The organism is Haloarcula sp. CBA1122, assembly GCF_009741785.1.
Taxonomy (GTDB): Archaea; Halobacteriota; Halobacteria; order Halobacteriales; family Haloarculaceae; genus Haloarcula; species Haloarcula hispanica.
The window spans coordinates 1-13313 of sequence record NZ_WPCB01000068.1 but is presented as its reverse complement, the minus strand read 5'-3'; the positions used below and the strand labels follow the sequence as shown (position 1 = coordinate 13313).

Here is a 13313-nt window from a genome sequence, read left to right as displayed (position 1 = left end):
CGGCCGCGACCTGCATCCAGCCGCCGGGGGCAGCCCCGAGGTCGACGACGGTCCGCCCCTCGCCCAGCAAGCCGGCCGTGTCGTCTAGCTGCTGGAGCTTGTAGGCCGACCGCGCGCGGTACCCCTCCTGCTTCGCTCTGTTGTAGTAGTCGTCTTTGCCCGACATGGTTACCACACACCGCGCTGTGACACGTTTTGAGCGCCGAAATGCGGCGAAATCGCAGTCATAGTAGTGGGAAGGCGGTCAGCGCTGAAATGGATGCCGACTCGAAGTTTCCGGCCGAGCCACGGCACGACAGTCGCCAGTCGATTGCCGCACCGACAATCAGGGCAAGCGCCAAGGACGTGACTACGTGCTTTACCATCAAGCCGAACACGTTCAGAGCCATTCTTACCGCGCAAGAACGCGTCTCAGCGGCTGAGATTTGCCGTCCCCATATATACAGGTCACGCGCTGAGTCCTATCTGTAGGAAGTGACCTCCCAATGTCAACCATTCCGACGGCGACGCGGAGGCGGGTGTTAGAAGCCCTGGGCGTCGGCACGGCCGCGCTTGCGGGCTGTGCCAGCGCACCGGGCGCAAAAGAGCAACCGACCGAGGCGAAGACGACCCCACAGGAGCCAGCTATGAACGCCGCACAACAGACTGACGTCGACCGTATTGCCGCGGACCCGACCGCAATCCCGGACCCAATCGACCGGTCGGAGCCAAAGACCGTGTCGGTCGAGATGACCACCAAAGAGCAGGTCGCAGAGATTGAGCCGGGCGTCACCTACACGTACATGACCTTCGGCGACCAGATTCCCGGCCCGATGATCCGAGTCCGCCGTGGCGACACCGTCGAACTCACCATCACGAACGAGGAGGGGAACTCGATGCCCCACAACATCGACCTCCACGCGGTCCGCGGCCCCGGTGGCGGTGCTGAGGCGTCGATGGTCACGCCGGGCCAGACCAAGACGTTCCGGTTCAAGGCCACCTACCCCGGCGCGTTCATCTACCACTGCGCCGTCCCGAACCTCGATATGCACATCTCCTCGGGGATGTTCGGGATGATACTCGTCGAGCCGAAAGAGGGGCTGCCCGAAGTGGACCACGAGTTCTACTTCGGCCAGCACGAACTGTACACCACCGGCGACACCGGCGAGAAGGGGCACCACGACTTCGACATGGAGGCGATGGCGGCCGAAGAGCCGACGTACGTCCTGATGAACGGCGAGAAGTACGCAATCACGCCGGACGTTCACGGCGCGCCCAGCATGCAGGTGGGTGAGACAGCCCGGGTGTACTTCGTGACCGGCGGTCCGAACCTCGACTCCAGTTTCCACCCCATCGGCTCCGTCTGGGACGAGGTCTGGCAGCAAGGCTCTATCGCTGGGCCGCCGAACAAGTACGTCCAGACCACGCCGGTCAAGCCGGGGTCCTGTGCCATCGCGACCCTCCACGCCGAGGTGCCTGGACCCATCAAACTGGTCGACCACGCGCTCTCCCGGGTCGCCCGCAAGGGCATGATGGCTGTCATCAACCGTGAAGGGGCGGCAAACCCCGACGTGTTCGAACCGGAGGTCTGACCGCTTCGCCGGAGTAACGCTCCGCACTGCCGCTTCGCGTTCGGCCCGATTACTCGATAACCGGTGTCGCTCGTAACCGCTGGCCCGTCCGCGGTCGCTCGCGCGCACGCGGTTTCAATGAGGGACTTTTTAATGGATGGGGGCATAGTCCGGTTCAAGATGTTCAACGCCATCGTGAGCGCAGACACGCTCCAGGCGACTCTCGACTCTGTGAGCGTGCTGGTGGACGAGTGCAAGATCCACCTCGAAGAAGACGGGCTGGAAATCCGGGCAGTCGACCCGGCAAACGTTGGAATGGTCGACCTGCGACTCGACGCGGCGGCGTTCGAGTCCTACGAGACTGATGGTGGGCTCATCGGCGTCAACCTCTCCCGCCTCGAAGACATCGCCGGTATGGCCGACGCCGGCCAGCTCGTCCACCTCGATCTGGACGAAGAGACACGGAAGCTCCACATCTCTATCGACGGCCTGGAATACACCCTCGCCCTTATCGACCCCGACTCCATCCGTCAGGAGCCCGACCTCCCGGACCTGGACCTCTCGGCGAACATCGTCATCGAGGGGAAGGACATCGACCGGTCGGTCACCGCCGCGGACATGGTCAGCGACCACATCGCGCTGGGCGTCGACGCGACAGAGGAACTGTTCTACGTCGACGCCGAGGGCGACACCGACGACGTCCACCTCGAACTCACCCGCGACGACCTCATCGACCTCACTCCCGGGGACGCCCACTCGCTGTTCTCGCTGGATTACCTGAAGAACATGAACAAGGCCATCCCGAAAGACGCCGAGGTCGAGATGGAACTCGGCGAGGAGTTCCCGGTCAAGATGCACTTCAGCTTCGCCGAAGGGCAGGGCCGAGTCACGTACATGCTCGCACCGCGCATCCAGAGCGAATAACGACGGATGGGGTCCGCGCCGCCGATCCCGGCCACCGACTGGCTGCCCGAGGACTCCGAGACGGAGTCGCTCTCACTCTCTGACGGTCGGCGGCTGGCCTACGCCACCTACGGTGACGCCGACGGCTATCCGGTCCTTTTCTGTCACGGTACCCCCGGATCACACGTCGCCGCACGGCTGCTCGCCGCGCCGGCTCGCGAACGCGGCATCAACCTCATCGCTCCGGACCGGCCGGGCATCGGGAACTCCGAAGACGCAGCTGTTACGTTCGAGGACTGGCCGGACGACGCCGCGAACCTCCTGTCCCATCTCGATGTCGACGCGGCTGGTGCCGTCGGCTTCTCCGGCGGCGGCGCGTTCGCGCTGGCCTGTCACCGACTGCCCGAGATAGAGCGAATCGCGCTCCTGGGCAGCAGCGGCCCACCGTCAATCGGTTCGACGGGGCGCGTCCAGCAGTTCGTGGGGGCGCTGTCCCGACACGCTCCGTGGGCGCTCGGGCGACTCTTCCGGCTGCAACGATGGTTCGCCCTCCGCCGGGATCCGTCCTACGCTGTCGGGTTCGTTGCCGAGGAGACACCGGAAACAGACGCCCTGGCAGCCGACGAGGTGGCTCGGGTCGTCCGTGCGGATATGCTCACGTCGATGGCACGCGGTCCAAGCGGGATCATCCGCGAGCAGCGACTCCTCTCACAGCCATGGCCGTTTGCCCTCGAAGACATTTCAGTGCCGGTTACTGTGTTTCAGGGACGAAACGACGCCAACGTCGCCCCGTCGACGGGGAACGCCCTCGCACAGCGGCTTCCGGACGCTTCGTTTGAATCGGTCGACAGCGACCATCTCGGTACGTTGACAGCTGCTGGCGACGGCGCGCTGGCCGCCGTACAGCGTCGCACACGCGTCTGACGTACCGTTTTGTGGGTCGGGTGCCAACGGGCCGGTATGGAGAATCTCGGGGACGCGTACAACGACCGGCGCTGGGAGGGACGCGATCCCCGCCGCGTCGTTGCCGGTGCGACCCTGGGGTTCGTCGGCGCGCTGGCGGTGGTCGTGGCGATACTTCTGGTGACGACGCCGCTGTCGGCAGTCGTCGGCGCAACTGCACCCCACGCCGCCGAGAAACTCGGCGGGACGCTGGGTGGGCTGGGAATCCCCGCAATGTTCCTGAGTGTCGTCGCCGTGCTCCCCTCGAGCCGCCGGGAACAGAGCGGTGTCACCGTCGGCGCATTCCTCTGTCTGGTCGGCGTCGGGCTGTTTCAGGTAGCATATCCCTACAACTGGACGGTGGGCGGACAGACGCTGGCGTTCGAAACGACGATGGCGTACTTCATCGGGACGTGCGTGGCGTTCTGGTTCGTCTTCACGGCGATGGCGAGCTTCCGGCGACGGAACAACCCACACGGCACCGTGAAACTGGAAATTTCGCACAAAGGCGAGACCAAGACTGTCCAGGTGTCTCCCAAAGAATACAAACGCTACACGCAGGCGGTTCGCGGCGACGGCGGGACGACCGACGAGGTCATTCAGGAACTGGAGTCCCGAATCGAAGACTAAGCGTAGCTGAGCGTTACTCGGCGGCCGTCGTTTCGTTGCCGCGCTGGTCCGACTCCGTCATCGAGTCGCGATCCGTTTCCTCGGTTTCCGTCGTCTCGACTTCGGTCTCCTCGTCGTCATCGTCATTGTCGTCGGCATCTGTACCTTCGCCGACTTCCTCCACCTCAACGTCCTTGCCAGCGACGCCGCTCTCCGAGATGACCGGTAGGAGGTTGTAGCCGCCGTTGCCCTTCTTGACGACGTTGATGTCGAAGACGAAGTCGACCGATTCGCCGGCGACGACTTCGAACGGCTTGGTGAGCTGGAGCTTCTCGCTCGGGATCTTCACGTCGACCGACGCCCCGTCGACGACCCCGTCGACGGATTCGGCGTACAGTTCGATCTTGCTGTAGCGGCCCGCTTCGAGTTCGCCGTCGAGGACGCCGATGGCCTTGTCGCCGACGACCTCGGTGAGGTCGACGGTCGCGCCGTCGAGGTCGCGGACGACGAAGCCGTTGTTGTCGTCGCCCTCCTCGTCTTCCGTCTCATCTTCGTCGGCTTCGTCCTCCGGCTGGTCTACGTCGTCCATCTCCGCCGTCTCGGTCGGTTCGGCCGTTGCAGTCTCGTTTGTCTCTGTCGCCTCCGTCGTGGCAGTTTCGTTCGTCTCGGTTGCCCCGGCCGACTCCGTGGCTTCGGTCTCACTCCCTGTATCCTCCCCGCCTGCATGGAAGATGCGGGCCCGTGAAAAGGACACGTCGAGCGAGTCGAAGTCGCCGATAGCCGCGGGCTGGTCGCTGATCAGCAGCCGGAACGTCCCAACGGTTCCGCCGTCGTCCGTCATCGCGTCCTCGTCGGTGGAGCCGCCGTCACTGGTTCCGTCACCGCTGGTCCCGTCAGACCCGCCGGAGTCGCTCGACCCGGAACAGCCGGCGAGGAGACCGACCCCGACGCCCGCGCCCGTGGCGATGAATCGTCGTCGTCTCATTGGCGTCGCTCCCCGTTCTGCGCCGCTATCATTACTGTCTCTGCTGTTGCGAACGAAATCATTCCATGACGTGGGATGGGACTGGTGCGTATATGCCCCGCGATAGGTCAAATCGATATACGGCCCTTTGAACGGAATGAACGGTCTGGCCGTATCTGAACGGTTTTACCCCCGTCGCTCCACGTCCTGATAATGGCAAACTCGAACGCGAAGGGCGACCGCCGCGAGCGCGAACTGGTCAACGCACTCGACGAGGCGGGCTTTGCGGTGATGCGCGCGCCGGCCAGCGGCAGCGCGACCGAGCGGGAACTGCCGGACGTGCTCTCGGGCGACGGCGAGACGTTCTACGCTATCGAGGCGAAATCCAGCGCCGGCGACCCCATCTATCTCACCGGCGAGGAGGTCGAGGCGCTACTGTTTTTCGCCCGGAACTTCGGCGCGAAGCCGCGTATCGGCGTCCGGTTCGACCGCGAGGACTGGTACTTCTTCCACCCGGCAGACCTCCACACGACCGACGGCGGCAACTACCGTGTCAAGAAGGAGAAGGCCCTCTCCGACGGGACCGACTTCGACGAGTTCGTGGGTAACTCCGAGAAGGTCACGCTGGACGAGGTGGGCGACGACGGCCCCGACCAGAGCGTGCTGGACGTGCTGTCGGCCTTCGAGCGCGGCGACCTCGACAAGGAAGAAGCTGCGGCGATGCTGGAGTAGCGGTTCGCAGGCGTTCGATTACTGGGTCTCACTGCCGATGAGTTCGGCGTCCTCGACGCGGCGGAGCCGCGACAGGGGAAAGGCGTACTCTCGCGGGTCGGTCGCGCGGACAGCGTCCGAGAGATACGTCACCAGCACAACGAGGTCGTCGGATGGGTAGCCATCGTTGGTGTCGTAGTCGGCGACTGTCTCGCCCGTTGCCTCGATGGTCCAGTCGTCGGCCGACGTGTCGGTGACGGCCGTCACGACGAGTCTGTCGCCCGTCTCGCGGTCCCGCACGATGTCGCCGGTCTCCAGTCGGCAGTGCCCACAGAGATGCGGCGCCTGTGCGTCCGCGGCGACGAAGGTGACGGTACCACAGGCGTCACAGGTCGCCCGTTCCTTCCCGGGCGGCGCGATCCGCTTGGCAGTGATTTCGATGGCGACGCGCCGGAGGTGTTTGCAGTGCTCGCCGCGGATGCGGTTGTCGGGACAGGTACAGGAGTGCTGTGCGACGTCGACGAGGTACGTGCTTTCGCTCTCCGTCGTCACAGCGTACGTACTGCCCGCTCGCGGGCGCACGGCCATGCGCTCGGTCCAGGCGCGGGCTGCCCGGTCCGGGAGGGAACGGAGGTCCGGTGCAAGTGCGGTACTGTGCCGGTCGGCGGAAGGCTCGATAAGCGTCATAGGTGCGGACGCGGCTGTATTTTCCAATGCGTCCAGTTGAAACGTAGGTGCTACACGGCCCTAAATGGCTCGGCCAGCGGGCTCCGGCGCTTCGATACCCTTTTTGCCGGCCCTGTGAAACCGCAGAGCATGGATATCGAGCGGGAGACGCTCCTGCAAATCGTCATCTCGGCGGTCGCCGTCGTGCTGTTCGTCGGCGCAACTATCACCGCCTCACAGATGTATCTGGACGGGTCAACCGTAGAGGCGACGGGCGGCTACGCGCTCATCGGCGCAATCGGCCTCTTCGTCGTGTTTATGACCGCTGCCGGCCTCTGGCTCGAACGCCAGCAGTTCTAGGCGTCGGCCTCTTCGTCGCCCTCGTCCTCGCGCCAGTCGACCAGTTCCTCCTCGTCGGTGTCGTCTATCTTCTGCTCGTAGTAGCCCATCGGGTGTGAAATCGTCTCACAGAGGTCGTCCATGTTGACACAGTCGCCGTAGGACTGCATGGTCGAACACGCCGGCGTCGAGTACTCCGTCGGGCTGGTCTCCCCGCGGATGTGGTCGACCTGATACCGGGTCGCCTCCTCGCCGAAGCCGGGGTTGACCTGGAACAGGTCGACGATTTCGTCCGTCGTCATCCCGATGCCGATGAGGAAAGTCGCGATAGCAAACCGGGAGTGGTGTTCGAGATGTTCGCCCTTCTGCACCCGGTCGAGGAGGGACTTCATGCAGGGCGGGAACAGTTCCGGGACAACGGTGTCGATTTCGCGGGTGAGTTCCAGTTCCGAGAGCACTTCCTCTAAGCGGTCGACTTCCTCTGTTAGCTCATCGGCGATAGCGTCGGGGACGGTGAACGGCAGGCCGTCAGTGACCCGATGGCGGATGGCCTGTTTCAGGAGGACGTTCAGTTCCTCGGCGGTGACCCTGACCTCGCCGTCGGCCAGTGGCCGATTGACCAGCCGCCAGGAATCGCCCCGCTGGTCGGCCGCCAGGTCGAGATACGCGCCGACCTCGACGCGGTAGCCGTCACCAGTGTCGCTGACGGCGCTCGCGAGGTCGAACTCCGCGAGGAGTTCCGTGCGGTCCAGCGTCTCGCGTTGGGTCGATTTCAGTTCCGTCGTCGTCGCGAACTCCTCGGTGAACCGGTCGTAGGCCGCCTCGGCCTCCGCCTGGGCGTACTTCCGGGTGCAGATGTGCACGTCGACGAGCGACACCAGCACGCGGGCGACCGGGTACGACAGCAGTTCGACGCGGGTCCGCCGGTGTGGCTCCCCGACAGTGCCGTTCGTGATTGCCGATTCGACCCGCTCCAGCGCGCGCGCCGTGACCGTCTCGTCAGTGGCGACGATTTCGCCCAAGTCCACCGCCGCGGCTTCGACGGCCTCCCGCGACCGCGCCAGAAAGGGGTAGCGTGCGTGGAGCGGTTCCATTGCCACCACCTTTCGGATGGGAGTGAATAAAATTGCCGTCACCGGGACGGTCGGTGTCGGATTCCCGACAGCCGGTTCGAGAGTCAGTGCGGCGATATCGCGAGGCTATACATATAGTCCCAGGCCGGCGGCGGGTGAATACAGCTAGTAGACAAGCCGATACCTGCCAACCCCTACCGACAAAGTGTGGTAAGGACGCGGGTCGGCGACTGCACACGGTTCGGTCGGGGAACCGGACCAGTGCAGTCATCCCCGACGAGGGAACTGCCAGACGAGACACGGAGCACATCGATGACGCACGAGCACGATACCGATTCACAAGAGAGCATCAGAGCGACATTCGAAGAGTACGACGTCGGCGTGGACACGGTCGCCCACATCGGCGACCCCGAAAACCCGTCTGCGTGGATTCAGTCGACGGTCTTCGTCGACGTAACCGAGTAGGGCTAGTCGACGGTCTATCGGCGACACCAGCGGAGCGAGCGGTTTTACTGTCCGTCTCCCGGGACGGTCCGCTGGGACGTGGAAACCGGGGTGCTGTGCCAACGCTCAGAGGGAGCGCTGTACCGTCTCCGTGGCGCTCCGGACCACGGTCTCGGCTGGGACGTCTTCGGTGACGGTGGTTCCGGCACCGACGACGGCGTTTTCGCCGACCGTGACGCCCGGAAGGATCACCGCGCCAGCGCCGACGAAAGCCCCGTTCTCGATGACTATCTCGTCGAACGTGTCGTTCTGAAACTCCATGCCTGCGTCGGTGAGGTCGTGGGTTACGCCGACGATGGAGGCGTTGGGCCCGACCTGGACGGACTCGCCAAGCGTCGCGTTCTCGACGTAGGCGTTCGCGTTGATATCGGTCGGTCCATGGATAGTCGCCTTCTTGATCGAGGCCCCTTCGTAAATCTGGACGCCGTCGCCGATGTCGGCGTCGTGGATCGTCACGTATTCGCGAATCTCGACGGTGCCCAGCGTCGCGTTCTCGACCTGGGCGGTCTCGTGGACAGCCATATGCGGATGTCAGCGCCGACCGTAATCATCGTGGCGGCGGCCAGTGTCGGAACTGGAGATGGTGCGCAGCTCAAAAAAGTCGCCAGTGGTCGGCGCTCTGGAAGGGGTGCCGCCGCTCGACTGAAAGGCGGTCTTCGCTTCGTTCGGAGCGCCCGAAGCCCTCGCGGGTCACTGCGTTCCCCGCTGCGCGTTCCGGCGGCCTCCTTTCAGTCGGCCGCCCTACGTCCCGTGCTGCCAGGAATCCATATACTCGGCCTGGGTGTCAGTCAGCGAGTCGAAGTCGACGCCCTCAGCGTCGAGCTTGATTTCCGCGACTTCCTTGTCGAGCCGGTCCGGGACGGCGTGGACACCGGCCTCGTAGTCGTCGCCGTTCTCGACCAGTTCGCGGACACAGACGGCCTGCACGCCGAAGCTCTGATCCATTACCTCGACGGGGTGCCCGAGTGCGATGGGCGTCGCGAGATTGACCAGCCGGCCCTCGGCCAGCACGTTCAGGCGGCGGCCGTCGGCCATCTCGTAGGTCTGGACGCCGTCGCGGGCCTCGTAGGTGTCGGCGGCGAGGTCCGACAGCGCGTCGAGGTCGACCTCTACGTCGAAGTGGCCGGCGTTGGCGAGCAGGACGCCGTCCTGCATCGCCTCGAAGTGCTCCTCAACGATGACATCGCGGTTGCCGGTGGTCGTGATGAACACGTCGCCCTCGGCGGCGGCCTCGGCCATCGGCTTCACGTCGTAGCCCTCCATGTGGGCTTCGAGCGCACGGCGGGGCTCGACCTCGGTCACAATCACGTCGGCGTTCTGACCGCTGGCTTTCTTTGCGACACCTTTGCCGCAGTCACCGTACCCGGAGACGACGACGGTCTTGCCGGCCCACGAGAGATTCGTCGTCATCGCAATCGAGGCCAGCGAGGATTCGCCGGTGCCGTGGACGTTGTCGAACAGGCGCTTCATCGGCGTGTCGTTGACAGCGAACACAGGATAGTCGAGTTCGCCGTCATCGTCCATCGCGCGCAGTCGGTGGACGCCGGTCGTCGTCTCCTCTGCCCCACCGATGATAGTGTCGATGAGTTCCGGATAGTCCTCGTGGATGGCCGCGACGAGGTCCATCCCGTCGTCGACGGTGATGGTCGGCTTGTGGCCGATGACAGCCTCGATAGCCTCGTAGTACTCCTCGTCGTCGACGCCGCGCTCGGCGTAGGAAGTGATGCCGTCGACGGCGTCGAGTGCGGCACTCACGTCGTCGTGCGTCGAGAGCGGGTTACAGCCGGTGATGGCGACTTCCGCGCCACCGATTGCGAGGATTTCCGCGAGGACGGCGGTCTTGGCTTCGACGTGCATCGCCATGCCGATTCGCTCGCCGTCGAAGGGCTGGTCGGCCTCGAACTGCTCGCGAAGCGCGCCGCAGATGGGCATATGCTGGATGGCCCAGTCCATCTTTCGGCGGCCGGAATCGCGAGCCTCGTCGAGGTCGTCAAGTCGCTCGGAGATAGGCGTCGTCATGTCACGACAGACGGAGAGAGTTCCTAAAACGCTACCGAAGCCGCTCAGTTACCGCGCTCGTCCGGCGGGCCGGCGTCGTCCGGTGGGCCACCATTGCCGCCGTTGTTGCCGTTGTTGCCGTTGCCGCCGTCATCGTCGTCCTCGTCAGCGTCGTCTGACTCCTCAGTCTCGTCGTCCGGTGCTTCGGTTTCGTTCTCGTCGTCTTTGGTTTCGTTCTCCGCGTCGTCATCACGATCCTCGGGCGGCCCAGCGTCTTCCGGGGGACCGCGCCGGTCGTCCTCGGTTTCGTTCTCGTCGTCATCGCTGTCCGGGCCGCGGTCCTCGGGCGGTCCGGCGTCCTCGGGCGGGCCGCGTCGGTCGTCGGTCTCGTTTTCGGTCCCGTTCTCGTCGTCACCGAAGATGTCGGCCGGCGGACCCTGTCGTTCGCTGGGGTGGGTCTCGTTGTCGTCGGACTCGTTTGCACCGGTGACGTGGGCGGGCGGGCCGGCGTGGTCCGGCGCGTTGCCGGGGTTGTTCGCCGTCACGAAGCTGGCGACGGCCGGGCCGATGCCGCCGGTCCGGTTCTCGTCGCTCAACAGGTCGCTCACGTAGGCCGACACTTCGAGTCCGAAGGTGTCGAATTCGGTGACGTTCTCGGGCGCGACGGACAGGTCCGCCGTCGTCGTCGCGGTGTGATTGTCGGCCGTCGCCGTCACGTCGACCGTCACATTCTGCTCGGGCGCGGGCAGTCCGACCGTCCCGTCGCTGTCGGTGGTGTAGTTGCCGGTCCCAGCGTAGGAGGTGTTGTCAGCCGATTCCACGGCGACAGAGGCGTTCTCGACGCCCGTCTCGTTCTGTGTGACCGATACCGTCGCGCTGCCGTCGTCAGCCTGTGAGACACCGACCGCGAGGGTGTTCCCCGCGCCGGTGTTGCCGGCCGAGTCCGCAGCGGCCGCCAGACCCGGACCGACGGCCAGCAGGGCCAGTCCGACAGCGGCGTACAGTGCGAAGAGTTTGGTGCGCATCGTAGCCAATACGTTCGCCGAGAGAGCGATAAACACCCCCTCCCGTTCAACTCGTTCACGCCGTTCGCAGCATCGACAACACCGCCTGAAATATAGTTATACCGTTTAAAACCCGTTCTCAGCGTTTATTCCGCTCACTCAGTCACCGGCTCGTTCGACCAGCGCGGACGCGTGGTCGCTCGCTCGTTCGCGGACGGCCTGCTCGTCGAACACCTCGACCGTGCGGTCGCGCATGAGCACTTCGCCGTCACAGACCGTGTGGCGAACGTCGCTCCCGTGGACGGCGTAGGCCAGGTGCGAGACGAGGTCGTGGGCCGGCGTCAGGTGGGGAGCGTCGAGGTCGATGACGGCCAGGTCCGCGTTCGCGCCGCTTCGAGACGGCCGCTGTCGAAGCCGAGCAGGTTTGCGCCGTTTTCCGTCGCCATTTCGACGACAGTGCCAGCGTCGACCGCGCTGGCGTCGTCGGCCGCGAGTTTACCTATCATCGCCGCGTCGCGCATCTCGTCGAACATATCGAGGTCGTTGTTTGAGGCCGCGCCGTCGGTTCCGATGCCGACGGTGACGCCGGCGTCCAGCAGGTCCTGCACGGGGGCCATCCCGCTGGCGAGTTTCATATTCGAGGCTGGACAGTGAGCGACGCCGGTACCAGTTTCGGCCAGCAGGTCGATCTCGCTGTCGTCGACGTGGACGCCGTGGGCCACGTAGGTGTCGCCGTCCAGCAGGCCGATGTCGTCAGCGTAAGAGAGCGGGCGCTGGTCGTGCTCGTCGACGATGGGTGTCACCTCGTCGCGCGTCTCGTTGGCATGCAGGTGAATCGAGCGGTCATCGTCGAGGGCCTTCGGGACGTACTCGCGCAGGTATTCCTCACCGACGGTCGTCAGGGAGTGGGGCTGGAACGTCGTCCGGATACGGCCGTCGGCCGCGCCGTCGAGTTTCTGAGCCACGTCGAGACTCTCCTGCAGATCAGACCGCGCGGCCTCGTCATCCTTGCCGACGGTGACTGCAGTAAAGCCAAGCACTGCTCGCATCCCAGCCTGGTCGACTGCGTCCGCGATTTCCTCGACCTCGAAGTACATGTCCGATAGTGCTGTCGTCCCCGACCGGATCATCTCGACCAGCCCGAGTTCCGCGCCGGCGTGGATGTCCTCGGCGGTCAGTTCCGCCTCGACGGGCCAAATGTCCTCCTGCAGCCAGGCGTCGAGGGGCTTGTCGTCCGCGAGGCCGCGCAGCAGCGTCATGGCGACGTGGGTGTGGGCGTTGACCAGCCCGGGAATGACCAGGCCGTCGCTGGCGTCGAGTTCGTCGTCGCCGTCCAGTGTGCCCGGTTCGTCGACCGCCACGATATCGCCGCTGTCCTGTGAAACCAGTACGTCCGCACGCTCGACGGTCAGGTCCGGCCGGAGGACCTGCCCGCCGGTAACGAGGAGTTCACTCATGGCGGTGGCTTCGCAACCGCGGGTCTTAGTTCGCAGGGTCCACAGCGCCGCTGTGTGGCGTGTTGCCATATCCCTGGAACAGGCTGACCGCCGAGACGGTGCCTGTTCCGTAGGGGTCTTTCCCCTCCGGCGCGTTCGGAAGGCCAAGAACATGGCGACGGCAGAGCGCATCCGACAGCGGGTCAGCGCGATGCGGCACGGAAGCCCGGCCCGAATGCTGCTTGCCGTCGCTGCCGGCTGGTTCCTCGTCCTCGGGATGCGTTTCGTCGTGCCTGCGGTTCTGCCGACGATACGCGAGGAGTTCGTCATCTCGAACACACAGGCGGGGCTCGCGGTCACGGTGCTCTGGCTCACGTACGCGGCGGTACAGTTTCCGGCCGGAGTTCTGATCGACCGGATCGGGGAGCGGACGCTGTTGGTGGCCGCGGCGTTGCTGTCCGGCGTCGGGCTGCTGGGCTACTTTTTCGCGCCGGTGTTCTCGCTGTTCCTCATCGCGACGGGCGCGTTCGGGCTCGGGACGGGACTGTACGGCCCCACCCGCGGGACCGCCCTCTCGCGGACGTTCGACGCCCGCGAGGGGACCGCCTTCGGTG

15 protein-coding genes and 1 pseudogene are annotated in these 13313 nt (G+C 65.1%); 8 read left to right on the top strand and 8 right to left on the bottom strand.

Going from position 1 to position 13313, the window contains the following annotated elements; genetic code table 11:
* On the bottom strand, positions 1–166 hold a 166-nt coding region (locus tag GJ630_RS17910), incomplete at its 3' end, for an SAM-dependent methyltransferase (protein ID WP_305794218.1).
* 319 nt (positions 167–485) lie between these two features.
* On the opposite strand from GJ630_RS17910, the gene nirK reads away from it, so the two are divergent.
* From nirK to GJ630_RS17890, 4 genes are all read left to right on the top strand, one after another.
* Positions 486–1571: a copper-containing nitrite reductase gene (gene nirK, locus GJ630_RS17905; RefSeq protein ID WP_064287083.1), complete on the top strand. Its 1086-nt coding sequence runs from the start codon at positions 486–488 to the stop codon at positions 1569–1571.
* A gap of 159 nt (positions 1572–1730) precedes the next feature.
* Entirely contained in the window at positions 1731–2474 is a 744-nt protein-coding gene (locus tag GJ630_RS17900; protein ID WP_004516027.1) for a DNA polymerase sliding clamp, read from the top strand.
* 6 nt (positions 2475–2480) lie between these two features.
* Positions 2481–3377 (top strand): alpha/beta fold hydrolase, encoded by an 897-nt coding sequence (locus GJ630_RS17895; RefSeq protein WP_129755858.1) that lies wholly within the window; start codon positions 2481–2483, stop codon positions 3375–3377.
* Between the two features lie 36 nt (positions 3378–3413).
* Entirely contained in the window at positions 3414–4025 is a 612-nt protein-coding gene (locus GJ630_RS17890; protein ID WP_014039146.1) for a hypothetical protein, read from the top strand.
* Between the two features lie 13 nt (positions 4026–4038).
* On the opposite strand, the gene GJ630_RS17885 is transcribed toward GJ630_RS17890, so the two are convergent.
* Positions 4039–4989, bottom strand: a complete 951-nt coding sequence (locus tag GJ630_RS17885; protein WP_014039145.1) for a DUF4382 domain-containing protein — start codon at positions 4987–4989, stop codon at positions 4039–4041.
* A gap of 192 nt (positions 4990–5181) precedes the next feature.
* On the opposite strand from GJ630_RS17885, the gene hjc reads away from it, so the two are divergent.
* Positions 5182–5700 carry a Holliday junction resolvase Hjc gene (gene hjc / locus GJ630_RS17880; RefSeq protein WP_014039144.1) on the top strand — a complete coding sequence of 173 codons (519 nt, stop codon included), beginning with the start codon at positions 5182–5184 and terminating at the stop codon, positions 5698–5700.
* An 18-nt stretch (positions 5701–5718) separates the two neighbouring features.
* Here the strand turns inward: hjc and GJ630_RS17875 are convergent, their stop codons facing one another.
* Entirely contained in the window at positions 5719–6366 is a 648-nt protein-coding gene (locus tag GJ630_RS17875; RefSeq protein WP_023843060.1) for an SWIM zinc finger family protein, read from the bottom strand.
* A gap of 129 nt (positions 6367–6495) precedes the next feature.
* Here GJ630_RS17875 and GJ630_RS17870 point away from each other — a divergent pair, with 129 nt between their 5' ends.
* Positions 6496–6705: a hypothetical protein gene (locus GJ630_RS17870; RefSeq protein WP_014039142.1), complete on the top strand. Its 210-nt coding sequence runs from the start codon at positions 6496–6498 to the stop codon at positions 6703–6705.
* On the opposite strand, the gene priL is transcribed toward GJ630_RS17870, so the two are convergent.
* Positions 6702–7778: a DNA primase regulatory subunit PriL gene (priL, locus tag GJ630_RS17865; RefSeq protein ID WP_064287086.1), complete on the bottom strand. Its 1077-nt coding sequence runs from the start codon at positions 7776–7778 to the stop codon at positions 6702–6704. The genes GJ630_RS17870 and priL overlap by 4 nt on opposite strands.
* Before the next feature lie 291 nt (positions 7779–8069).
* Here priL and GJ630_RS19705 point away from each other — a divergent pair, with 291 nt between their 5' ends.
* The gene (locus GJ630_RS19705; RefSeq protein ID WP_008307040.1) at positions 8070–8222 is read left to right on the top strand and encodes a hypothetical protein; all 153 of its coding nucleotides are present in this window, start codon (positions 8070–8072) and stop codon (positions 8220–8222) included.
* 105 nt (positions 8223–8327) lie between these two features.
* Here GJ630_RS19705 and GJ630_RS17860 read toward each other — a convergent pair whose 3' ends face one another.
* The 4 genes and pseudogenes from GJ630_RS17860 to GJ630_RS17845 form a co-directional block, all read right to left on the bottom strand.
* Complete coding sequence (locus GJ630_RS17860; RefSeq protein ID WP_014039140.1) at positions 8328–8783, bottom strand: DapH/DapD/GlmU-related protein; 456 nt, start codon at positions 8781–8783, stop codon at positions 8328–8330.
* A gap of 219 nt (positions 8784–9002) precedes the next feature.
* A complete protein-coding gene (locus tag GJ630_RS17855) occupies positions 9003–10280 on the bottom strand; it encodes an adenosylhomocysteinase (protein WP_146417728.1) in 1278 nt (425 codons plus the stop codon).
* 44 nt (positions 10281–10324) lie between these two features.
* Entirely contained in the window at positions 10325–11284 is a 960-nt protein-coding gene (locus GJ630_RS17850; protein WP_191450592.1) for a hypothetical protein, read from the bottom strand.
* A 138-nt stretch (positions 11285–11422) separates the two neighbouring features.
* A pseudogene (locus GJ630_RS17845) lies at positions 11423–12720 on the bottom strand (amidohydrolase).
* Positions 12721–12934: 214 nt separating this feature from the next.
* Here GJ630_RS17845 and GJ630_RS17840 point away from each other — a divergent pair.
* A partial coding sequence (locus GJ630_RS17840; RefSeq protein ID WP_191450594.1) for an MFS transporter occupies positions 12935–13313 on the top strand: 379 nt, incomplete at its 3' end.

Bases quoted from the DNA above. Each gene is read 5' to 3' on its own strand.
- GJ630_RS17895 (WP_129755858.1), top strand. From the start codon at position 2,481: ATGGGGTCCGCGCCGCCGATCCCGGCCACCGACTGGCTGCCCGAGGAC.
- GJ630_RS17850 (WP_191450592.1), bottom strand. From the start codon at position 11,284: ATGCGCACCAAACTCTTCGCACTGTACGCCGCTGTCGGACTGGCCCTG.
- GJ630_RS17890 (WP_014039146.1), top strand. From the start codon at position 3,414: ATGGAGAATCTCGGGGACGCGTACAACGACCGGCGCTGGGAGGGACGC.
- GJ630_RS17885 (WP_014039145.1), bottom strand. From the start codon at position 4,989: ATGAGACGACGACGATTCATCGCCACGGGCGCGGGCGTCGGGGTCGGT.
- GJ630_RS17870 (WP_014039142.1), top strand. From the start codon at position 6,496: ATGGATATCGAGCGGGAGACGCTCCTGCAAATCGTCATCTCGGCGGTC.
- GJ630_RS17900 (WP_004516027.1), top strand. From the start codon at position 1,731: ATGTTCAACGCCATCGTGAGCGCAGACACGCTCCAGGCGACTCTCGAC.
- GJ630_RS19705 (WP_008307040.1), top strand. From the start codon at position 8,070: ATGACGCACGAGCACGATACCGATTCACAAGAGAGCATCAGAGCGACA.
- priL (WP_064287086.1), bottom strand. From the start codon at position 7,778: ATGGAACCGCTCCACGCACGCTACCCCTTTCTGGCGCGGTCGCGGGAG.
- GJ630_RS17855 (WP_146417728.1), bottom strand. From the start codon at position 10,280: ATGACGACGCCTATCTCCGAGCGACTTGACGACCTCGACGAGGCTCGC.
- nirK (WP_064287083.1), top strand. From the start codon at position 486: ATGTCAACCATTCCGACGGCGACGCGGAGGCGGGTGTTAGAAGCCCTG.
- GJ630_RS17860 (WP_014039140.1), bottom strand. From the start codon at position 8,783: ATGGCTGTCCACGAGACCGCCCAGGTCGAGAACGCGACGCTGGGCACC.
- hjc (WP_014039144.1), top strand. From the start codon at position 5,182: ATGGCAAACTCGAACGCGAAGGGCGACCGCCGCGAGCGCGAACTGGTC.
- GJ630_RS17875 (WP_023843060.1), bottom strand. From the start codon at position 6,366: ATGACGCTTATCGAGCCTTCCGCCGACCGGCACAGTACCGCACTTGCA.